The sequence below is a fragment of the Streptomyces camponoticapitis genome (assembly GCF_014646115.1).
Taxonomy (GTDB): Bacteria; Actinomycetota; Actinomycetes; order Streptomycetales; family Streptomycetaceae; genus Streptomyces; species Streptomyces camponoticapitis.
The window spans coordinates 73,091-91,096 of the sequence record NZ_BMMV01000019.1 but is presented as its reverse complement, the minus strand read 5'-3'; the positions used below and the strand labels follow the sequence as shown (position 1 = coordinate 91,096).

Sequence of the window (18,006 nt, the reverse complement as noted above, 5' to 3'; positions counted from 1 at the left end):
CCCGGTCCCGGGACAGGACCGGGGCGCGCGGACGCTCAGGCGTTCAGCCGAAGGTCAGCGCGTCCGGGGAGAGCGGCGGGACCAGGCCCTCGTCCGCCGCGCGGGTGAGGAGGCCGCGTACCGCCGCGTAGCCGTCCGTGCCCAGATCGGCCGTGAACTCGTTGACGTACAGCGCGATGTGCTGGTCCGCCACCGCCGGGTCCATCTCCTGCGCGTGCGCGCGTACGTACGGGCGTGAGGCGTCGGGGTCGTCCCACGCCATCCGGACCGACGTACGCGCCGCCTCTGCCAGCGCCTGGAGCGTGTCCGCGCCCAGATTCCGCTTCGCGATGATCGCGCCCAGCGGGATCGGCAGACCCGTCGTGGACTCCCAGTGCTCGCCCATGTCGGCGAGGCTGTGCAGCCCGTAGTCCTGATAGGTGAAGCGCGCCTCGTGGATGACGAGCCCCGCGTCCACCTTGCCGTCGCGCACCGCAGGCATGATCTCGTGGAAGGGCATGACCACGACCCGGCCCACCCCGCCCGGCAGCACGTCGGCCGCCCAGAGCCTGAACAGCAGGTACGCGGTGGAGCGTTCGGACGGTACGGCGACGGTCCCGGCCGTCAGGTCGGCGTCCGGGCCGCGGGTCAGGACCAGCGGGCCGTTGCCCCGGCCGAGCGCGCCGCCGCACGGCAGCAGCGTGTACTCGTCGAGGACCCACGGCAGCACGGCGTAGGACACCTTCAGCACGTCCAGCTCGCCGCGCTCGGCCATGCCGTTGGTGATGTCGATGTCCGCGAACGTCACGTCCAGCTCGGGCGCGCCCGGCACCCGCCCGTGCGCCCAGGCGTCGAAGACGAACGTGTCGTTGGGACAGGGCGAGTACGCGATCCGCAGGGGCGGTACGGCGGCGTGCCTCATGTCGACTCCTCGAAGACGGGACTGAGTTGCCGGCAGGCCTCCCGCAGCGCCTCCAGCGCCTGGCCGATGCGCCAGGCCGAACGGTCGCGCGGGCCAACGGTGTTGGAGACCGCGCGGATCTCGGCCACCGGCACGCCGTACGCCGCCGCGGCCTCCGCGACGCCGAAACCCTCCATGGCCTCGGCGGCGGCGCGCGGGTGACGTGCGGCCAGCTCGGCGGTACGGGCCGCCGATCCGGTCACGGTGGAGACGGTGAGCACCGGCGCGAGGACGGCGTCCAGCAGACCCGCGATCCGCGCGGTGAGTTCCGCGGGCGGGTGGTGGACGGTCCGGCCGAAGCCCAGTTCGTCCACCGGGAGGAATCCCTCGGGTGTCTCGGCGCCCAGGTCGGCGGCGACGATCGCGTCCGCCACCACCAGCGAGCCGACGGGGGCGAGTGGCTGGAACCCGCCGCCGATACCGGCGGAGACCACCAGGCCGTACGGCGCCGAGGCGACGTCCGCGCAGGCGAGCGCCGTAGCCGTACCGGAAGCGGCCGCCGCGGAGCCGACCCCGGCCACCAGCACATCGGCGCCCGGGTGGGCGGTCAGGACGTAACCGCCGGGCAGACGGCGCTCCGAGGCCGCGTCCGCGACGGCGCTCAGCCCGCCGGAGACCGCGTCGGCCTCGGCCCGCACGGCCGTCACCACCAGTACGCGCACGAACGCCCCTCCCTCGCCGGGAAGTCCCGGCGGCACGGCAGGAATCAGGACCTGGACTTCTTCTTCAGCTGGAAGTTCCAGACCCCGGTCACGGCCCGCTCCTTCTCGCTCGTCTCGACGATGCTCAGACTCACGGCCGTGATCGGCTCGCCGGTCTGCGAGGAGAAGAACACCTCGGCGGGGAAGGTGCGGTAGGTGTTCTTGTCCGGCTCGGGCTCGACCCGCTGGCCCTCGATGTAGAAGGTCCAGCCGTTGTCCGCGATCTCCGGATCGACACCGAAGTGGATCTCGTCGTCGGTGGAGACCGAGACCGTCTTACGGCCCGAGGTGTCGTTGAGGCACTTGTCGAGCGCGGCCTCCGTACCCACCGACTTGCCGTGGTTGTAGCAGGCCGCCTCGGAGTGCACGGAGTCGGTGCCGACCGTCACCGTCGCGAGCGGCGTCGGCTTGTCGCAGGCCGAAAGGGCGAGCAGGCCTGCGGACATGGCGCCGAGAGCGACACCGGTCCGGCGGACCCTGGCAGAGATAAACGGGGCGGTCATGAGCCGAAGGCTATCGCCCGGCCGGGCTCAGGCAGCGCGCGGGTGCGGCGCGCCGTGCCGGGCCGCGCCGAGCAGCCCCCGTACCGAGAAGACCGCTCCGGTCGCCAGCAGACCGGAGGCCACCGCCATGCCGAGCACACCGTTGAGCGGCAGGGCGATACCGATGGCGCCGCCCACCACCCAGGACATCTGGAGCAGTGTCTCCACGCGCGCGAACGCGGACGTACGGACCTCCTCCGGCACGTCCCGCTGGATGCACGCGTCCAGCGACAGCTTCGACAGCGCCTGCGAGAAACCGGCCACCGTGCCCAGCACCGCGATCATCACGCCGCCGAAGAACACCGCCGCGAAGACCGCCGCCGTGAGCGCCAGCCCCAGCACGCTCACGATGATCAGCTCGGGCGCACGGGCCTTGAGCCAGGCGCCCACCGCCGTACCGACCGCGTTGCCCGTACCGGCGGAGACACCCACGATCGCCAGCGAGACGGCGGCGCTCTGCCCCGCCAGCGGATGCTGCCGCAGCAGGAACGCCAGGAAGAAGATCAGGAAGCCGGAGAGCGCGCGGTGCGCCGCGTTCGACTGGAGGCCGTTGAAGACGGACGGACCCACCGAGCGCAGGCTCGGCCGCTTCTTGCCCGCGCGCCCCACCAGCCGCACCCTGCGCTCGCCCTTGGCCGAGTCCACCTTCGGCGGCATCGTGAACGCCAGGAAGGTGCCCGCCGCGAAGATGACGAACGCGCCGTAGAGGGGCCACTGGGGCCCGATCTGGTGGAGGCCGGCCCCGATCGGGGCCGCCGCACCCGTCGCGAGCAGCCCCGCGAGCGTCACCCGGGAGTTGGCCCGGACCAGGGGGAAATTCGGTGGCAGCAGGCGTGGCACGACCGCGCTGCGTACGACTCCGTACGCCTTCGAGGCGACAAGCACCCCCAGCGCGGCCGGATAGAGCTCAAGACCGCCCGTCGCGACCGCGCCCGACATGGTCAGCGCGAGCAGGGCGCGGGTCAGCATGGCGGCGGCCATCGCGGCCCGGCGGCCGTGCGGCAGGCGGTCCAGGAGGGGGCCGATCACCGGGGCCAGGAGCGTGAAGGGTGCCATGGTGACGGCGAGGTAGAGGGCCACGCGGCCCCGGGCCTCGTCGGTCGGTACGGAGAAGAAGACCGTCGACGCGAGGGCGACTGTGATCATGACGTCACCCGCGCCGTTCACGGCGTGCAGCTCGATCAGCCTGCCGAGCCCGGACTCGCCCGCGCCATGCGCGTGCGTGGCCTTGCGGATGCCCTTCGCTGTGCCGGTGAACGGCAGGTGCAGGGCACGCCCGACCGTCCGCCCCGCTCTGCGGAGCGGACCGGAGCGCTCGGACGACCTCACGGCTGCCACCCCGTCATAGTGCCCCCACTTCGCGCGGCGGAACGCCCGCGACGTCCCTGACGCGCGGACTTCAGCTGTTCTTCTCATTACTTTGCCGAGTTTTCACGCCGTCTCAGGGGCCCTGTCCACCGATGGTTCCGGAGTCTTTCCCGGGGTCTCGCACCGCCTGCGGGCTGCCCGAACTCGGGGAAAGGGGGCGTGCAGGTGGGCGGCGGGCGGTGGAGGGGGTAGCGTGCGTAGCGCGCCACCGGCGGTTGTTCTCGGCCGCGCGCCTCTTCGTCATCCCGCAGAATGGTTGACGGTAGGTGTGCCCGGGAGAAGTCGGGCGTGGACGTCGATGCGGCCCTCTGGTCCGCTCCGCCCTCGGCCCGTACATCGTGAATCGGCCGGCGCACCCGTGAAACGGCGTAGGAGAGAAGCGAGACCTGTGAGTGCTGCGACGACTCGAAGCCGAACCCCCGACCGCCTGTGCGCCGAGGCGGTGGATCTCGCGAGGTCGGCGGCCGAGGAGGCTGCCGCGCCCGGTGTCGTCGGTGAGCATGTGGCGGTGGTGTCCGAGGGCGACCGTGTGGTGACGCATCTCTTCGAATGCAAGGAGATGGGCTACCGCGGCTGGCGCTGGGCGGTGACGGTCGCCCGGGCGTCCCGCTCCAAGCTCGTCACCCTTGACGAAACGGTGCTGCTGCCCGGCCCGGACTCCCTCCAGGCCCCCGAATGGGTGCCGTGGAGCGACCGGCTGCGCCCCGGCGACATGGGCCCCGGCGATCTGCTGCCGACCGAGGCGGAGGATCTGCGCCTGGAGCCCGGCTACAGCGGCGAGGACGCACCCCCGCCGAACTCGGCGGTGCCGGACGCCGTCACCCCGGGGGCCCTGGCCGAGCTGGTCGAGGCGGAGGACGCGGAGGAGACGGACCTCGGCGCCGCACCGGCCGACGAGGGCGCACCGCTCAGCGTGCGCGGGACGATCGCGGCGGTCGCCGAGGAACTCGGTATGCGCCGGGCCAGGGTGCTGTCCCGGTACGGGCTCCACATCGCGGCCGACCGCTGGGACGAGGCATTCGGCGCCAAGACCCCGATGGCACAGGCGGCGCCCGCGCCCTGTGTCTCCTGCGGCTTCCTCCTGCCGCTGGCCGGCTCGCTGCGGCAGGCGTTCGGCGTCTGCGCCAACGAGTTCTCGCCGGCCGACGGACGGGTGGTGTCCCTGGCGTACGGCTGCGGCGGCCACTCCGAGGCCGCGGTGATGCCGACGCCGCCGCGTCCGGCGCCGCATGTGCTGGACGAACTGGGCGCGGACGCGTTCCCGCTGGGGTCGGCCGAGAACTAGGTCTGTCGTTTGGATCCTGGGTCTGTCGTTTGGATCAGGCCGCGCACGCGCCAGCCGCCGTGGGGCCCGCCCAGCGGGCGGACGACGCCACTTCCGGAACACGCCCCGGGGCCCCGGCTCCGCGTTTCCACCGGCGGGTCACCGCCCGGTCACCCGTCGCGCGGTTCCTGTGAAGCCGTCCGGAAGTCCTCGATCCGGTGTGACCTGGACGTTCGTGTCCGCGTGGCGCGGGCGGCCCGTGCCTGCCGGGCACCGCGCTCCTGCCCGTCCCTCTCGCGCGGTACCTTCGGGCCGCACACTTACCGATGCGGGACCGGCAGGCGGAGAGAGCGGAGTCACAGGTGAGCGTCACGACGACCGAGGGGGCCGACCCGTTCGGAACGGCTCGGCTGCGCCGTGCGGTACTGGCCTCGTGGGGCGCGGGCCCCGCCCGCTTCCGGGAGGACGCCAACGCCGAGGAGGACCTCGCGCTCGGCGGCTACCGTGACCGCCTGATCGTCGAGCTGGCGCAGAACGCCGCCGACGCCGCCGCCCGCGCCGGCACTCCCGGCCGGCTCCGGCTCACCCTGCGGGCGGCCACCGCCGAAGGCCCCGCCGTGCTCGTGGCCGCCAACACCGGCGCGCCCCTCGACGCGGCCGGCGTCGAATCCCTCAGCACCTTGCGCGCGTCCGCCAAGCGCGAGGGGCACGAGTCCGCCGTCGGGCGCTTCGGTGTCGGATTCGCCGCCGTCATCGCCGTCAGCGACGAACCCGCCGTCGTCGGTCGCCACGGCGGTGTCCGGTGGTCGCTCGCCGAGGCGCGCGAGCTGGCCCAGGAGACCGCGCGCACGAGCCCCGGGCTCGGCGACGAGCTGCGCCGCCGGGACGGGCACGTGCCGCTGCTGCGGCTGCCGCTGCCCGCCGAGGGCAGCGCCCCCGACGGTTACGACACGGTGGTCATGCTTCCCCTCCGGGACGGGACCGCGCTCGATCTGGTGGAGCGGCTGCTCGCCGCGATCGACGACGCGCTGCTGCTGACCCTGCCGGGCCTGGCCGAGATCGTGGTCGAAACCCCGCACGGCGAGCGGGTGTTGAGGCGCGGCGAGCACGGATCGTACGTGCACGTCGAGGACAGCGCCGCCGAGGCCCTGAGCCGCTGGCGGGTCGTCAGCCACCACGGCGCGACCGCGCCGGAACTCCTCGAAGGCCGGCCCGTGGAGGAGCGTCTGCGCCCCCACTGGGCGGTCACCTGGGCCGTCCCCGTGGACGCCGACGGCGCCCCCGTCCCGCCCCGTACCGCGCCCTTCGTGCACGCCCCCACGCCGACCGACGAACCCCTGGGCGTGCCCGCCCTGTTGATCGCCTCGCTGCCGCTGGACACCACCCGGCGGCACCCCGCGCCCGGACCGCTCACCGACTTCCTCGTGGAGCGGGCGGCCGACGCGTACGCCGAACTGCTGCGCGACTGGCTGCCGGTGTCCACCGGCACCATCGACCTGGTGCCCGGACCGCTCGGCAAGGGCGAGCTGGACGGCGTGCTGCGGGCCGCGATCCTCCAGCGGCTGCCACGTGTCGCCTTCCTCGAACCGGCTGCCCCCAGCGAGGAGTTGACCGCGCTGCGGCCCTTCGAGGCGGAGGTCGTCGAGGGCGCGGGCGCCGACACCGTACGCGTACTGGCCGAGGTACTGCCCACGTTGCTGCCCGCCGGGCTCGAACGGCGCACCGAGCTGCGGTCCCTGACGGTGGGCCGGCTGCCGCTCGGCGAGGCCATCGAGCGCATCGGCGGCACCGAGCGCGCCCCCGAGTGGTGGCGGAGGCTCTACGAGTCCCTGGCCGGGGTCGACCCGGACCGGCTGTCCGGACTGCCGGTGCCGCTCGTCGGGGGCCGTACGGCGGTGGGCCCCCGCCGGGTCCTGCTGCCGCTCGCCGAGACCCCGGCCGACCTGGCCAGGCTCGGTCTGAAGGTGGCCCACCCGGACGCCGCCCACCCGCTGCTGGAGAAGCTCGGCGCGCTGCCCGCCACCCCGCGCGCCGTGCTGACCACCCCGGAGGTACGGGCGGCGGTCGCCGCCTCGCTGGACGCCGGCGAGGTCTGGGACGAGGAGAAGTCGCTGGACGCCGACGAGCTGGCCGAGACCGTCCTCGCGCTGGTGCGGGACGCGGATCTGGACGTCGGCGACGAGCCGTGGCTGGCCGCGCTCGCCCTGCCCGACGAGGAGGGCGAACTCGCCCCCGCCGGTGAACTCGTCCTGCCGGGCAGCCCGTTCGCCGCCGTCATGCGCGAGGACGAACTCGCCCTGTGCGACGCCGAGCTGGCCGAACGCTGGGGCGAACAGCCGCTGGCCGCCTGCGGGGTGCTGGCCAACTTCACCCTCGTACGCGCCACGGACGTCGTCCTGGACCCGGACGAACTGGAGCCGCGGGACGGCGACTTCGCCGAGCCCGACGACGCCGGGCTGCTCGACGCCGTCGACGTCTGGTGCGAGGACGTACTGGACCGGCTGCCCCAGACGCCCGTGCCGCCGGTCGCCACCGAGATCGTGGCCGTACGCGACCTGGACCTCGTGGACGACGACGCCTGGCCCCAGGCACTCGCCCTGCTGGCACGGCCCCCGCTGCGGGACGCGCTGACCGCGCCCGTACGGGTGCTGCTGCCCGACGGCACGACCGAGAGCGTGCGCTCGTACACCGCCTGGTGGCTGCGCGACCACCCCGTGCTCGACGGACGGCGCCCGGCCGGTCTGCGCGCGGCGGGCGGCGATCCGCTGCTGGCCGGGCTGTACGACGCCGTGGACGCCTCCGGCTTCGAGGACACCCAGGTGCTGCGCGCGCTGGGGGTACGGACCTCGGTCGCCGCCCTGCTCGACGAACCGGGCGGCGCCGCCGAACTCCTCTCGCGCCTGGCCGACCCGGACCGGGAGGTGACGGCTCGTCAGCTCCACTCCCTCTACACGGCGATCGCCGACCTCGACCCCGAACAGGTCACGCTCCCCGACGAGTTGCGGGCCGTCGTGGACGGCGAGGTGCGCATCGTGGACGCGGCGGACGCCGTGATCGCGGACGCACCCGATCTGCTGCCCCTGACCGGGGGCATGCCGCTGCTGCCGGTGGCCCCGGCGCGCGCCGCCGAACTCGCGGAGCTGCTCCAGGTCGGGCGGCTCGGCGAGAGCGTCACGGCGGAGGTGGCGACCCGGGGCGAGGAGTACGAGGTCCCGGAGCCCGTCCGCGTACTGCTCGGCGCGGGCACCCCCGACACGTACGTCGAGCACGAACAACTGCTCGCGGGCGGCACGGAGCTGGACTGGCGGCGCACGCCGGACGGCACGGTCCACGCCTCCACCGTGGAGGGCGTCGCCGCCGGTCTGGCGTGGGCGGCGGGACAGTGGCCGCGCCGCTTCGAGGTGGCCGCGCTGCTGGAAGACGCCTCGCGCACCGAGGAGTTGGCGCGGGACCGCTGGTTCGACTGACGGCGGTCCGGCCGCACGACCCAGATGTGTGACCTTCACGAGAAAGTCACGTGACGCACAACCATCCGCCCGCACCCCTCGTCTGAACAAGCGAGCCAACAGGCTCACCGAACACATGGGGAAATGCATGCGATTCCGTGCCACTGTTGCCGTCGCGACCGGTGCCCTGGCTCTGTCGGCCCTCGCCGTGCCGGCCACCCAGGCCGCGCCCGCGGGCGACCGTCCCGGCGTGCCGTCCTACGGCTCCGCCACCCACCAGGGCTCCGCCGCCGCGCCGAAGGGCAAGGCCAGGGCGGCCGCCGAGGCCCCAGTGATCACCAAGACCGTGGTGAACGGCGGCAAGCCCATCGTCGTCGGTGCCACGGCCGTCAAGAAGGTCACCGTCTCGATCACCGCCTCGCACCCGTCCGGCATCGCCGACGCCGACGCGATCATCTGGATCGGCTCCAGCCTCGACGACCCGGATTCGTTCGGCTTCGGCGCGCCCGCGGCGTTCAAGTGCACCGCCGCCAGTGCCACCACCTCGACCTGCACCCAGACGATCGACGTCGACCCGCTGTGGCTCCTCAACAGCGACTCCAAGACGTGGAACGTCGGTGTCTGGGCACTGGCGAACGACAACTACAGCGTCCAGAACGACAAGTTCACCAAGACGAACCTCCAGCGGCTGTCCAAGCTGGACGTCAACGCCGCGCCCGAGCCGGTCAAGAAGGGCGGCACGATCACCATCACGGGCAAGCTGAGCCGTGCCAACTGGGAGACGGGCACCTACAAGGGCTACGCCACCCAGTCCGTGAAGCTCCAGTTCCGTAAGAGCACCAGCACCGCGTACACCAACGTCAAGGGCGTCAAGACCTCCACCACCGGCACCCTGAAGACCACCGCCAAGGCCACCGTGGACGGCTACTGGCGCTGGAACTTCGAAGGTACGTCGACCACCCCGGCGATCATCCCGGCCGGCGACTTCGTCGACGTGAAGTAGGCCAGGAGTTCGGTCGAGCGCTCGTACGAAGGGCCCCGCGCGTAACGCGCGGGGCCCTTCGCCATGCCGTCCGGCCTTACGCCGGGTACTTCCGGTCCACCAGCCGCCACGCCACTTCCAGCAGCACCGCGCCCACGCTCGCGATCGCCACCGCCGTCCACGGCAGCGTCGTGCCGACCAGCTTCAGCGCGAAGAAGTCCTGGAGCCACGGCACGGCCAGCACGAGAAGGAAGAGGAACCCCATCGCCAGCACCAGCACCACCCGCCACCAGGTGTAGGGGCGGGCGATGATCACCAGCACCCACATCGAGACCAGGAACAGCGTCAGCGTCGCCGCGCTCGTCTCGGCGGACAGCGAGCCGGAACCGCTGTAGTGCGAGCGGGCCAGCAGATACGTCGTGAACGTGGTGGCCGAGGCGATGACGCCGCTGGGGACCGAGTACCGCATCACCCTGCGTACGAAGTTCGGCTGGGCGCGCTCCTTGTTGGGCGCGAGGGCCAGGAAGAAGGCGGGGACGCCGATCGTCAGCGTGGAGATCAGCGTCAGATGCCGGGGCAGGAACGGATACTCCACCTGCGTGCACACCACCAGGATGGCCAGCAGCACGGAGTAAACCGTCTTCGTCAGGAACAGCGTCGCGACCCGCGTGATGTTGCCGATCACACGGCGGCCCTCGGCCACCACCGAGGGCAGCGTGGAGAAGCTGTTGTTGAGGAGCACGATCTGGGCGACCGCCCGCGTCGCCTCCGACCCCGAGCCCATCGCGACGCCGATGTCCGCGTCCTTCAGCGCGAGGACGTCGTTCACGCCGTCACCGGTCATCGCGACCGTATGGCCGTGCGACTGGAGCGCGCCCACCATCTCCCGCTTCTGCTGCGGGCTCACCCGGCCGAAGACCGAGGCCGATTCGAGCGCGTCCGCCATCTCGTTCCGGTCGCCGGGCAGCAGGCGGGCGTCCACCGTACGGTCCGCGCCGGGCAGTCCGAGCTGCGCGGCGACGGCGCCGACCGAGACCGCGTTGTCGCCGGAGATCACCTTCGCCTGGACGTCCTGGTCGGCGAAGTAGGTGAGGGTCTCGGCGGCGTCGGGGCGCAGCCGCTGCTCCAGCACCACGAGCGCCGTCGCCCGCGCGCCGTCCGTCACGTCGGGCGCGTCGAGCGCGGCGGCGCCCTCCACGCGGGCCAGCAGCAGCACGCGCAGGCCCTGCTCGTTGAGGGAGTCGATCTCGGTGAGCGTGGGGTCGTCGGCGGGCAGCAGGATGTCGGGCGCGCCCAGGAGCCAGCCGATGGGCCCGCCGCCGCCCTCGGGGTCGCCCTCGAACGTGGCGCCGCTGTACTTGCGGGCCGACGAGAACGGCAGCGCCGCCGTGGCGTGCCACCCGGACTCGTCCGGATACGCGTCGATGATCGCCTTGAGGCTGGCGTTGGGCCGGGGGTCGGACGCGCCGATGGCGCCGAGCACCGTGCGTACGTACGCCTCGTCGCTGCCGTTCAGCGGCCGGAGCTCGGTGACGTCCATGCCGCCCTCGGTGAGCGTGCCCGTCTTGTCGAGGCAGACGACATCCACGCGGGCCAGGCCCTCGATCGCGGGCAACTCCTGGACCAGGCACTGCTTACGGCCGAGCCGGATGACACCGATCGCGAAGGCGACCGAGGTCAGCAGGACCAGGCCCTCGGGGATCATCGGGACGATGCCGCCGATGGTCCGGGCGACGGAGTCCTTGAATTCCCTCTTCTCGGCGACGAGCAGGCTGATGATCAGCCCGATCGCCGTCGGGATCATCATCCAGGTCACGTACTTGAGAATCGTGCTGATGCCCGTGCGCAGTTCGGACTGGACGAGGGTGAAGCGCGAGGCCTCCTCGGCGAGTTGCGCCGCGTACGCCTCCCGTCCGACCTTCGTCGCCCGGAACGCGCCGCCGCCGGAGACCACGAAACTCCCCGACATCACCGTGTCGCCCGGGTGCTTGAGCACCGGGTCGGCCTCACCGGTGAGCAGCGACTCGTCGACCTCCAGACTGTCGGCCTCGACGATCTCGCCGTCCACGACGACCTTGGCGCCGGGGCCGAGTTCGACGATGTCGCCGAGGACGATCCCGGAGGTGGAGATCCCGGCCGCGACGCCGTCCCGCCGCACGACCGGCTTGGCCTCGCCGATGACGGCCAGACCGTCGAGCGTCTTCTTGGCGCGCAGTTCCTGGATGATGCCGATACCGGTGTTCGCGATGATCACGAAGCCGAAGAGGCTGTCCTGGATCGGCGCGACGACGAGCACGATCGCCCAGAGCACCCCGATGAGCGCGTTGAACCGCGTGAAGACGTTGGCGCGGACGATCTCCCCGGTGGAGCGGCTGCTGCGGACGGGGATGTCGTTGACCTCGCCCCGCGCCACCCGCTCGGCGACCTCCGCGGCGGTCAGCCCGGTGGCGCGCCCGGCGGGTCCGGGAGGCTCCCTCCGGCCGAGCCGCGCACCCGTGTCGACGGGGTCGCGTGGCTCGCCGTCGCCGGTGTCGATCTTCGCCCGCTGAGTCATGAGACCGACGTTACGGCCGGAAGGGGGCGTTCACCCGCCGGGGGGCCCGAAGATCCGACCGAGGTACGAGAGGTGGGACCGGAAGTCCACCCAGGGCACTACGCGCCATGGGTCCCGCCCGCCGCCGCGCGCTTGATCGCGGCGTCGCGCCTGCGGACGTACCAGACACCGATCAGTCCGAGCCCGCCGCCGGCCAGACAGGTCCAGACCCACCAGAGATGCCCGTGGTCGTCGAACCAGCCGTAGAAGGGGAGCTGCACAAGAAAGAGGACGAACCAGATGACGGTGCCGCCGACGATGGTCGGGACGACCGGCCCCTCCAGGGGCTCGGGTGCCTCATGCGTCGGGGTCCACTTCGCCATGGCGTCAGTCTATGCGGCGGCCTGTGCGCCGCCCATCGGGCGTCGTCCCAAGGCTCTACGCGCGGAGATAGCGATCATCGGCCACTCTGTTCATACTGAAACGGTTTTGCGAACGGCCAGTTCCGTTCGTTCGAACATCCCATGATCACGACGACTGAGGTTGCGCATGCCCTCCCCGGACACGGCCGCGGCTCCGGTCGCCATCGACCGCTTCTTCAAGATCTCGGAGCGCGGTTCCACCGTCGCCCGTGAGGTGCGCGGAGGCTTCGCGACCTTCTTCGCGATGGCCTACATCATCGTGCTGAACCCGATCATCCTCAGCAGCGCGAGAGACATCCACGGCCACCAGCTCGACAACGGCCAGCTGGTGACCGCCACCGTCCTGACCGCCGCCTTCGCCACCCTCCTGATGGGCGTCATCGGCAACGTACCGATCGCGCTCGCCGCCGGGCTCGGCGTCAACACGGTCGTCGCGCTCCAGCTCGCCCCCAGGATGAGCTGGGCCGACGCGATGGGCATGGTCGTCCTGGCCGGCTTCCTGGTCATGCTGCTGGTCGCGACCGGGCTGCGCGAACGGGTGATGAACGCCGTACCGGCCAGCCTCCGCAAGGGCATCGCCATCGGTATCGGCCTCTTCATCCTGCTGATCGGCCTGGTCGACTCCGGCTTCGTCACCCGTATCCCGGACGCCGCCCACACCACCGTGCCGCTCCAGCTCGGCTCGGACGGTCATCTCAACGGCTGGCCCGTGCTGGTCTTCGCGCTCGGCACGCTGCTCACGCTCGGGCTGATCATCCGCAAGGTGCCCGGCGCGATCCTGATCTCCATCGTGGCGATGACAGGGGTCGCGCTCGTCGTCGAGGCGGTCGCCGATGTGCCGACCTGGGGCCTGACGACCCCGAAGTGGCCGGGCAACCCCGTGGCGGGCCCGGACTTCGGACTGGTCGGCGATTTCAGTCTCTTCGGCGGCTTCGGCAAGGTCGGCATCGTCACCGGCGTCCTCTTCGTCTTCACCGTGCTGCTGTCGACCTTCTTCGACGCGATGGGCACGATCCTGGGCGTCGGCGACGAGGCGAAGCTGATGGACGAGAAGGGGCGGCTGCCCGGGATCAACCGGGTGCTGTTCGTGGACGGCATCGCCGTCGCGTCCGGCGGCGCGACCTCGTCCTCCGCCACCACCTGCTTCGTGGAGTCCACGGCCGGTGTCGGCGAAGGGGCGAGGACCGGACTGGCGTCCGTCGTGACGGGCGCCCTCTTCGGGCTCGCGCTGTTCCTCACACCGATCGCGACGATGGTCCCGTCCCAGGCGGCGACGCCCGCGCTGGTGGCGGTCGGCTTCCTGATCCTCGCCGGATCGATCAGGGACATCGACTGGAGCGACTACACGCTCGCCGTCCCCGCGTTCCTGGCGATGGTCACGATGCCGTTCACGTACTCGATCACCAACGGCATCGGCATCGGCTTCATCACCTTCAGCCTGCTGCGGCTGGTGGCCGGCCGGGGCCGTGAGGTGCCGACGGCGATGTACATCGTGTCGGCGGTGTTCGTCTTCTACTACGCGATGCCGGCACTGGGCCTCACCTGACCCGGTGGCCGCGCCCGCGCACCGGCATCGTGTGCCGGGAGTAGGGCGCTACGCGGCGCCGTAGAACCTCTCCGTCTCGTCGACGGACGCTCTGAAGCGTTCGTCGAAATCGTCGCGCGTGAGCGTCCCGACCACGTAGTCCTGGACGCTCATTCCGCGTCTGGCGGCGTGCTGCCGAAGCCGGTCCAGCAGCTCACCGTCGATGCGCAGGCTGAGCACTGTCGATCCCATGCCGACCAGCGTCGGGGGGCGGCGCGGGGCGTTGGCTGACTTTCCGTGGTTTCCTCACTCGTTCGAGTGAGCTGCCTGAGCCTGATGTGTGGGATCTGTGCGTCCTGGTGGGGGAGGGGTGCATTGGGTTTTCCTTAGCATAGGTAATGAGTTACGCTAACGAACATGGCTGATCTCTCCCACGGCGACGACGCGGACGCCGTGAACGCACTCCGCTCGGCCGTCATGCGGCTGGGCCGGCGCCTCAAGCACCAGCGCGTCGACGAGACCCTGAGCCCGACCGAGATGTCGGTGCTCGGCACCCTCGCCCGCTGCGGCTCCGCCACACCCGGCGAGCTGGCCCGCAAGGAGCACGTACAGCCGCCGTCGATGACGCGCATCGTGGCCCTGCTCGAAGCCAAGGGGCTCGTCCGGCTGGAGCCGCACGCCGAAGACCGCCGGCAGAAGGTGGTCACGTCGACCGAGCGGGCCGAGGCCATGCTCGAAGAGAGCCGCCGCAAGCGGAACGCCTGGCTCACCGCAATGGCGGAAGGGCTGGACGAGGACGAATGGTCCAAGCTCCGCGCCGCCGCGCCGGTGCTGGAGAAGCTCGCACATCTGTAACCGCCCCGCCCCGGGCCGGTGACCGGCAGAGCGCTGTCTGCCACCGGCCCGTACACCTGAGGAAGTACGCGTACGTATCCGCAGAAGAACGTCGTCCGCGCCGAGGAGGCGAACCAACTTTGAGTACGGGATCCGGAGCAGACTCCGCCCCCGCACCGCCCACCCCCGACCCCGTTGAACAGACCGCAGGAACCGCACAGACCCGTACGAGCATGTTCAGCTCGCTGAGGATCCGTAACTACCGGCTCTTCGCCACCGGACAGGTCGTCTCGAACACCGGCACCTGGATGCAGCGCATCGCCCAGGACTGGCTGGTGCTCACCCTCACCGGTTCCTCCACGGCCGTCGGTATCACCACGGCCCTGCAATTCCTGCCGATGCTGCTCTTCGGTCTGTACGGCGGCGTCATAGCCGACCGGTGCAACAAGCGCACCCTGCTGCTCGGCACCCAGGCCGCCATGGGAATCACCGGCCTCGCACTCGCCGCCCTCACCCTCACCGGTCATGTCCAGGTCTGGCATGTGTACGCCACGGCCTTCGTGCTCGGACTGGTCACGGTGGTCGACAACCCGGCGCGGCAGTCGTTCGTGCACGAGATGGTCGGCCCCGACCAGCTGCGTAACGCCGTCAGCCTGAACTCCGCCAACTTCCAGTCGGCCCGGCTCGTGGGCCCGGCCGTCGCCGGTGTGCTGATCACCGCCGTCGGCAGCGGCTACGCCTTCCTCCTCAACGGGCTCTCCTTCATCGCGCCGCTCACCGGCCTGCTGCTCATGCGCACCTCCGAGCTGCACCGGGTCGAGCGCACCCCGCGCGGCAAGGGGCAGCTGCGGGAAGGGCTGCGTTACGTCGCCGGGCGACCCGAACTGATCTGGCCGATCGTGCTGGTCGGCTTCATCGGCACGTTCGGCTTCAACTTCCCGATCTGGCTGTCCGCCTTCGCGGACGACGTCTTCCACGCGGGCGCCGGTACGTACGGGCTGCTCAACACCCTGATGGCGGTCGGCTCCCTGATCGGCGCCCTGCTCGCCGCGCGCCGGGGCACCTCCCGGATGCGGCTGCTGGTGGCCGCGGCGGTCATCTTCGGTGTGCTGGAGATCGTGGTCGCCTTCGTACCGACGTTCTGGATCTTCGCCGCGCTGCTCGTACCGGTCGGCATGTTCGGACTGACGGTCAACGTCACCGCCAACTCCAGCATCCAGATGACCACCGACCCGGCCATGCGCGGCCGGGTGATGGCCCTGTTCATGATGGTCTTCACGGGCGGTACGCCGGTGGGCGCCCCGGTCGTCGGGTGGGTCACCGACACCTACGGTCCCCGGGTCGGCTTCGCGGCCGGCGGCGCGGTCGCCGCGCTGGCGGCGATGGGCGTGGGCGTGATGCTCGCCCGGGCGGGCGGCCTGCGCCTCAAGATCGACATGGAGCGGGGACGGCCACGCGTGACGTTCGTCCAGCGGGAGCGGCTGGCGACGGCGGCGTGAGCGCCGGGCGGCGTGCTCCGGCGCGAGTGGATGGTGCCGGGGCGCGGCGGGATGCCAGACTTCCCGGATGCGTCTCTTCGCCGCCGTACTGCCGCCCGCCCAGCCCGCCGACGAACTCGCCGCGGCCCTCGACGAGCGGCTGCGGGGGCTTCCCGGAGCCGACGGGCTGCGCTGGACGGGTCAGGAGGGGTGGCACTTCACGCTCGCCTTCATGGGTGAGGTGGACGAGGGTCTGCTGCCCGAGCTGACCGAGCGCCTGGAGCGGGCCGCGAGGCGTACGGACGCGTTCTCGCTGCGTCTCCACGGCGGCGGGCACTTCGGCGGGCGGGCCCTGTGGGCCGGCGCCGCCGGGGGCATCGCGGAACTGCGGCGCCTGGCGGAGCGCGCGGACGCCGCGGCGCGCCGCACGGGGGTGCCGATGGAGGAACACCGCGCCTACCGGCCGCATCTGACCGTGGCCCGCACGCGGACGGACACCGATCTGGTCCCGTACGCGGACGCGCTCGACGGCTTCGAGGGCACGCCCTGGGAGGTCGGGGAGCTCGCGCTCGTACGGAGCCGGCTGCCCGTGGACGGGGTGCGGGGTGCCCAGCCGCGCTACGAGACGCTGGTGCGCTGCCCGACGGCGAAGCGGGGCGCGGGACCGGGCAGGAAGCCCGCCGCCGGGCCCGCCGCCGAGCCGGGCACCGACGGCCGTTAACCTCGACGCGTGGACCCCAAAACCCGTAACCGGATCATGGCCGCCGCGCTGGTGCTGATGTTCGTGATCGTCGCCGTCACGGCGGCGTTCGGCTAGGGCGTGTCCGGCGGACAGACCCAGGGCGTGTTTGAAAGTCCCGTCCGGCTCAGCCCTGCGGGCGGACGACGCCACTTTCAGAACACGCCCTAGCCGCGTCGCCGGACGGACCAGGGAGCTTCGGCCCGTCCGGCGATCAGGACTCGGCGGTCTCCGGCGCCTACCAGGCGAACGCCTCCGGCGACGGCCCCGTGCCCGGGAAGATCTCCTCCAGGGACGCCAGCACCTCGTCCGACAGCTCCAGTTCCACCCCGCGCAGCGCGGACTTGAGCTGCTCGGCCGTGCGCGGGCCGACGATCGGGCCCGTCACGCCGGGGCGGGTGAGCAGCCAGGCCAGCGCCGCCTCGCCCGGCTCGATGCCGTGCTTGTCGAGCAGGTCCTCGTAGGCCTGCACCTGCTCACGGATCTTCGTGTCCGCGAGCCGGTCGCTCGAACGCTTGCCGGTGCCGCCCTCGCGCTCCTTGCGGATCGCGCCCCCGAGGAGCCCGCCCTGGAGCGGCGACCAGGGGATGACCCCGAGGCCGTACGCCTGCGCGGCCGGGATGACCTCCATCTCGGCGCGGCGCTCCGCGAGGTTGTACAGGCACTGCTCGCTGACCAGGCCGTACGAGCCCAGCCGACGGGCGGTCTCGTTGGTCTGGGCGATCTTCCAGCCGGGGAAGTTGGACGAACCGGCGTAGAGGATCTTGCCCTGCTGTATCAGGGTGTCTATCGCCTGCCAGATCTCCTCGACCGGGGTGGCACGGTCGATGTGGTGGAACTGGTAGAGATCGATGTGGTCGGTCTGAAGCCGCTTGAGGCTCGCGTCCACCGCGCGGCGGATGTTGAGCGCCGACAGCTTGTCGTGGTTGGGCCACGCATCGCCGTCGGCCGCCATGTTGCCGTACACCTTGGTGGCGAGCACGACCTTGTCGCGACGGCCGCCGCCCTGCGCGAACCAGGTGCCGAGGATCTCCTCCGTACGGCCCTTGTTCTCGCCCCCGCCGTAGACGTTGGCGGTGTCGAAGAAGTTGATTCCGGCGCCGAGCGCGTCATCCATGATGGCGTGGCTGTCGGCCTCGTTGGTGTGAGGTCCGAAGTTCATGGTGCCGAGGACGAGTCGGCTGACTTTGAGTCCGGTGCGTCCGAGCTGCGTGTACTTCATGGCTCAACAG

At 71.7% G+C, this 18,006-nt stretch carries 15 protein-coding genes; 7 read left to right on the top strand and 8 right to left on the bottom strand.

Features of this window, described 5'->3' with window-relative positions; genetic code table 11:
- Positions 1–43: 43 nt before the first annotated feature.
- The 4 genes from IEY79_RS25895 to IEY79_RS25880 are packed head-to-tail and all read right to left on the bottom strand — an operon-like array spanning position 44 to position 3,521.
- Positions 44–901, bottom strand: a complete 858-nt coding sequence (locus IEY79_RS25895) for a 1,4-dihydroxy-6-naphtoate synthase (protein ID WP_189110013.1) — start codon at positions 899–901, stop codon at positions 44–46.
- Positions 898–1,602 carry a futalosine hydrolase gene (locus IEY79_RS25890; RefSeq protein WP_189110012.1) on the bottom strand — a complete coding sequence of 235 codons (705 nt, stop codon included), beginning with the start codon at positions 1,600–1,602 and terminating at the stop codon, positions 898–900. The genes IEY79_RS25895 and IEY79_RS25890 overlap by 4 nt, the downstream gene beginning before the upstream one ends.
- A 44-nt stretch (positions 1,603–1,646) precedes the next feature.
- Positions 1,647–2,144 carry a DUF2771 domain-containing protein gene (locus tag IEY79_RS25885; RefSeq protein ID WP_189110011.1) on the bottom strand — a complete coding sequence of 166 codons (498 nt, stop codon included), beginning with the start codon at positions 2,142–2,144 and terminating at the stop codon, positions 1,647–1,649.
- Positions 2,145–2,171: 27 nt separating this feature from the next.
- Positions 2,172–3,521: an MFS transporter gene (locus IEY79_RS25880; protein ID WP_189110010.1), complete on the bottom strand. Its 1,350-nt coding sequence runs from the start codon at positions 3,519–3,521 to the stop codon at positions 2,172–2,174.
- A 418-nt stretch (positions 3,522–3,939) separates the two neighbouring features.
- Here IEY79_RS25880 and IEY79_RS25875 point away from each other — a divergent pair, with 418 nt between their 5' ends.
- The 3 genes from IEY79_RS25875 (at position 3,940) to IEY79_RS25865 (ending at position 9,264) form a co-directional block, all read left to right on the top strand.
- On the top strand, positions 3,940–4,836 hold the full coding sequence (locus IEY79_RS25875; protein ID WP_189110009.1) for a DUF3027 domain-containing protein: 897 nt from the start codon (positions 3,940–3,942) through the stop codon (positions 4,834–4,836).
- Positions 4,837–5,141: 305 nt separating this feature from the next.
- A complete protein-coding gene (locus IEY79_RS25870; protein ID WP_373292627.1) occupies positions 5,142–8,282 on the top strand; it encodes a sacsin N-terminal ATP-binding-like domain-containing protein in 3,141 nt (1,046 codons plus the stop codon).
- A gap of 127 nt (positions 8,283–8,409) precedes the next feature.
- Complete coding sequence (locus IEY79_RS25865) at positions 8,410–9,264, top strand: DUF5707 domain-containing protein (protein WP_189110007.1); 855 nt, start codon at positions 8,410–8,412, stop codon at positions 9,262–9,264.
- A 76-nt stretch (positions 9,265–9,340) separates the two neighbouring features.
- Here IEY79_RS25865 and IEY79_RS25860 read toward each other — a convergent pair whose 3' ends face one another.
- A complete protein-coding gene (locus IEY79_RS25860) occupies positions 9,341–11,797 on the bottom strand; it encodes a cation-translocating P-type ATPase (protein WP_189110006.1) in 2,457 nt (818 codons plus the stop codon).
- 98 nt (positions 11,798–11,895) lie between these two features.
- Entirely contained in the window at positions 11,896–12,159 is a 264-nt protein-coding gene (locus tag IEY79_RS25855) for a DUF2530 domain-containing protein (RefSeq protein ID WP_189110005.1), read from the bottom strand.
- Positions 12,160–12,325: 166 nt separating this feature from the next.
- Here IEY79_RS25855 and IEY79_RS25850 point away from each other — a divergent pair, with 166 nt between their 5' ends.
- The gene (locus tag IEY79_RS25850; protein WP_189110004.1) at positions 12,326–13,744 is read left to right on the top strand and encodes an NCS2 family permease; all 1,419 of its coding nucleotides are present in this window, start codon (positions 12,326–12,328) and stop codon (positions 13,742–13,744) included.
- Positions 13,745–13,792: 48 nt separating this feature from the next.
- On the opposite strand, the gene IEY79_RS25845 is transcribed toward IEY79_RS25850, so the two are convergent.
- Positions 13,793–13,975 carry a ribbon-helix-helix protein, CopG family gene (locus IEY79_RS25845; protein WP_189110003.1) on the bottom strand — a complete coding sequence of 61 codons (183 nt, stop codon included), beginning with the start codon at positions 13,973–13,975 and terminating at the stop codon, positions 13,793–13,795.
- A 165-nt stretch (positions 13,976–14,140) separates the two neighbouring features.
- On the opposite strand from IEY79_RS25845, the gene IEY79_RS25840 reads away from it, so the two are divergent.
- The 3 genes from IEY79_RS25840 to thpR all read left to right on the top strand — a co-directional run bounded on the left by IEY79_RS25840 (position 14,141) and on the right by thpR (position 16,756).
- On the top strand, positions 14,141–14,578 hold the full coding sequence (locus IEY79_RS25840) for a MarR family winged helix-turn-helix transcriptional regulator (RefSeq protein ID WP_189110002.1): 438 nt from the start codon (positions 14,141–14,143) through the stop codon (positions 14,576–14,578).
- Between the two features lie 119 nt (positions 14,579–14,697).
- Positions 14,698–16,056 carry an MFS transporter gene (locus tag IEY79_RS25835; RefSeq protein WP_189110001.1) on the top strand — a complete coding sequence of 453 codons (1,359 nt, stop codon included), beginning with the start codon at positions 14,698–14,700 and terminating at the stop codon, positions 16,054–16,056.
- 67 nt (positions 16,057–16,123) lie between these two features.
- A complete protein-coding gene (gene thpR, locus IEY79_RS25830) occupies positions 16,124–16,756 on the top strand; it encodes an RNA 2',3'-cyclic phosphodiesterase (protein ID WP_189110000.1) in 633 nt (210 codons plus the stop codon).
- 256 nt (positions 16,757–17,012) lie between these two features.
- Here the strand turns inward: thpR and IEY79_RS25825 are convergent, their stop codons facing one another.
- Complete coding sequence (locus IEY79_RS25825) at positions 17,013–17,996, bottom strand: aldo/keto reductase (protein ID WP_189109999.1); 984 nt, start codon at positions 17,994–17,996, stop codon at positions 17,013–17,015.
- Positions 17,997–18,006: the final 10 nt, after the last annotated feature.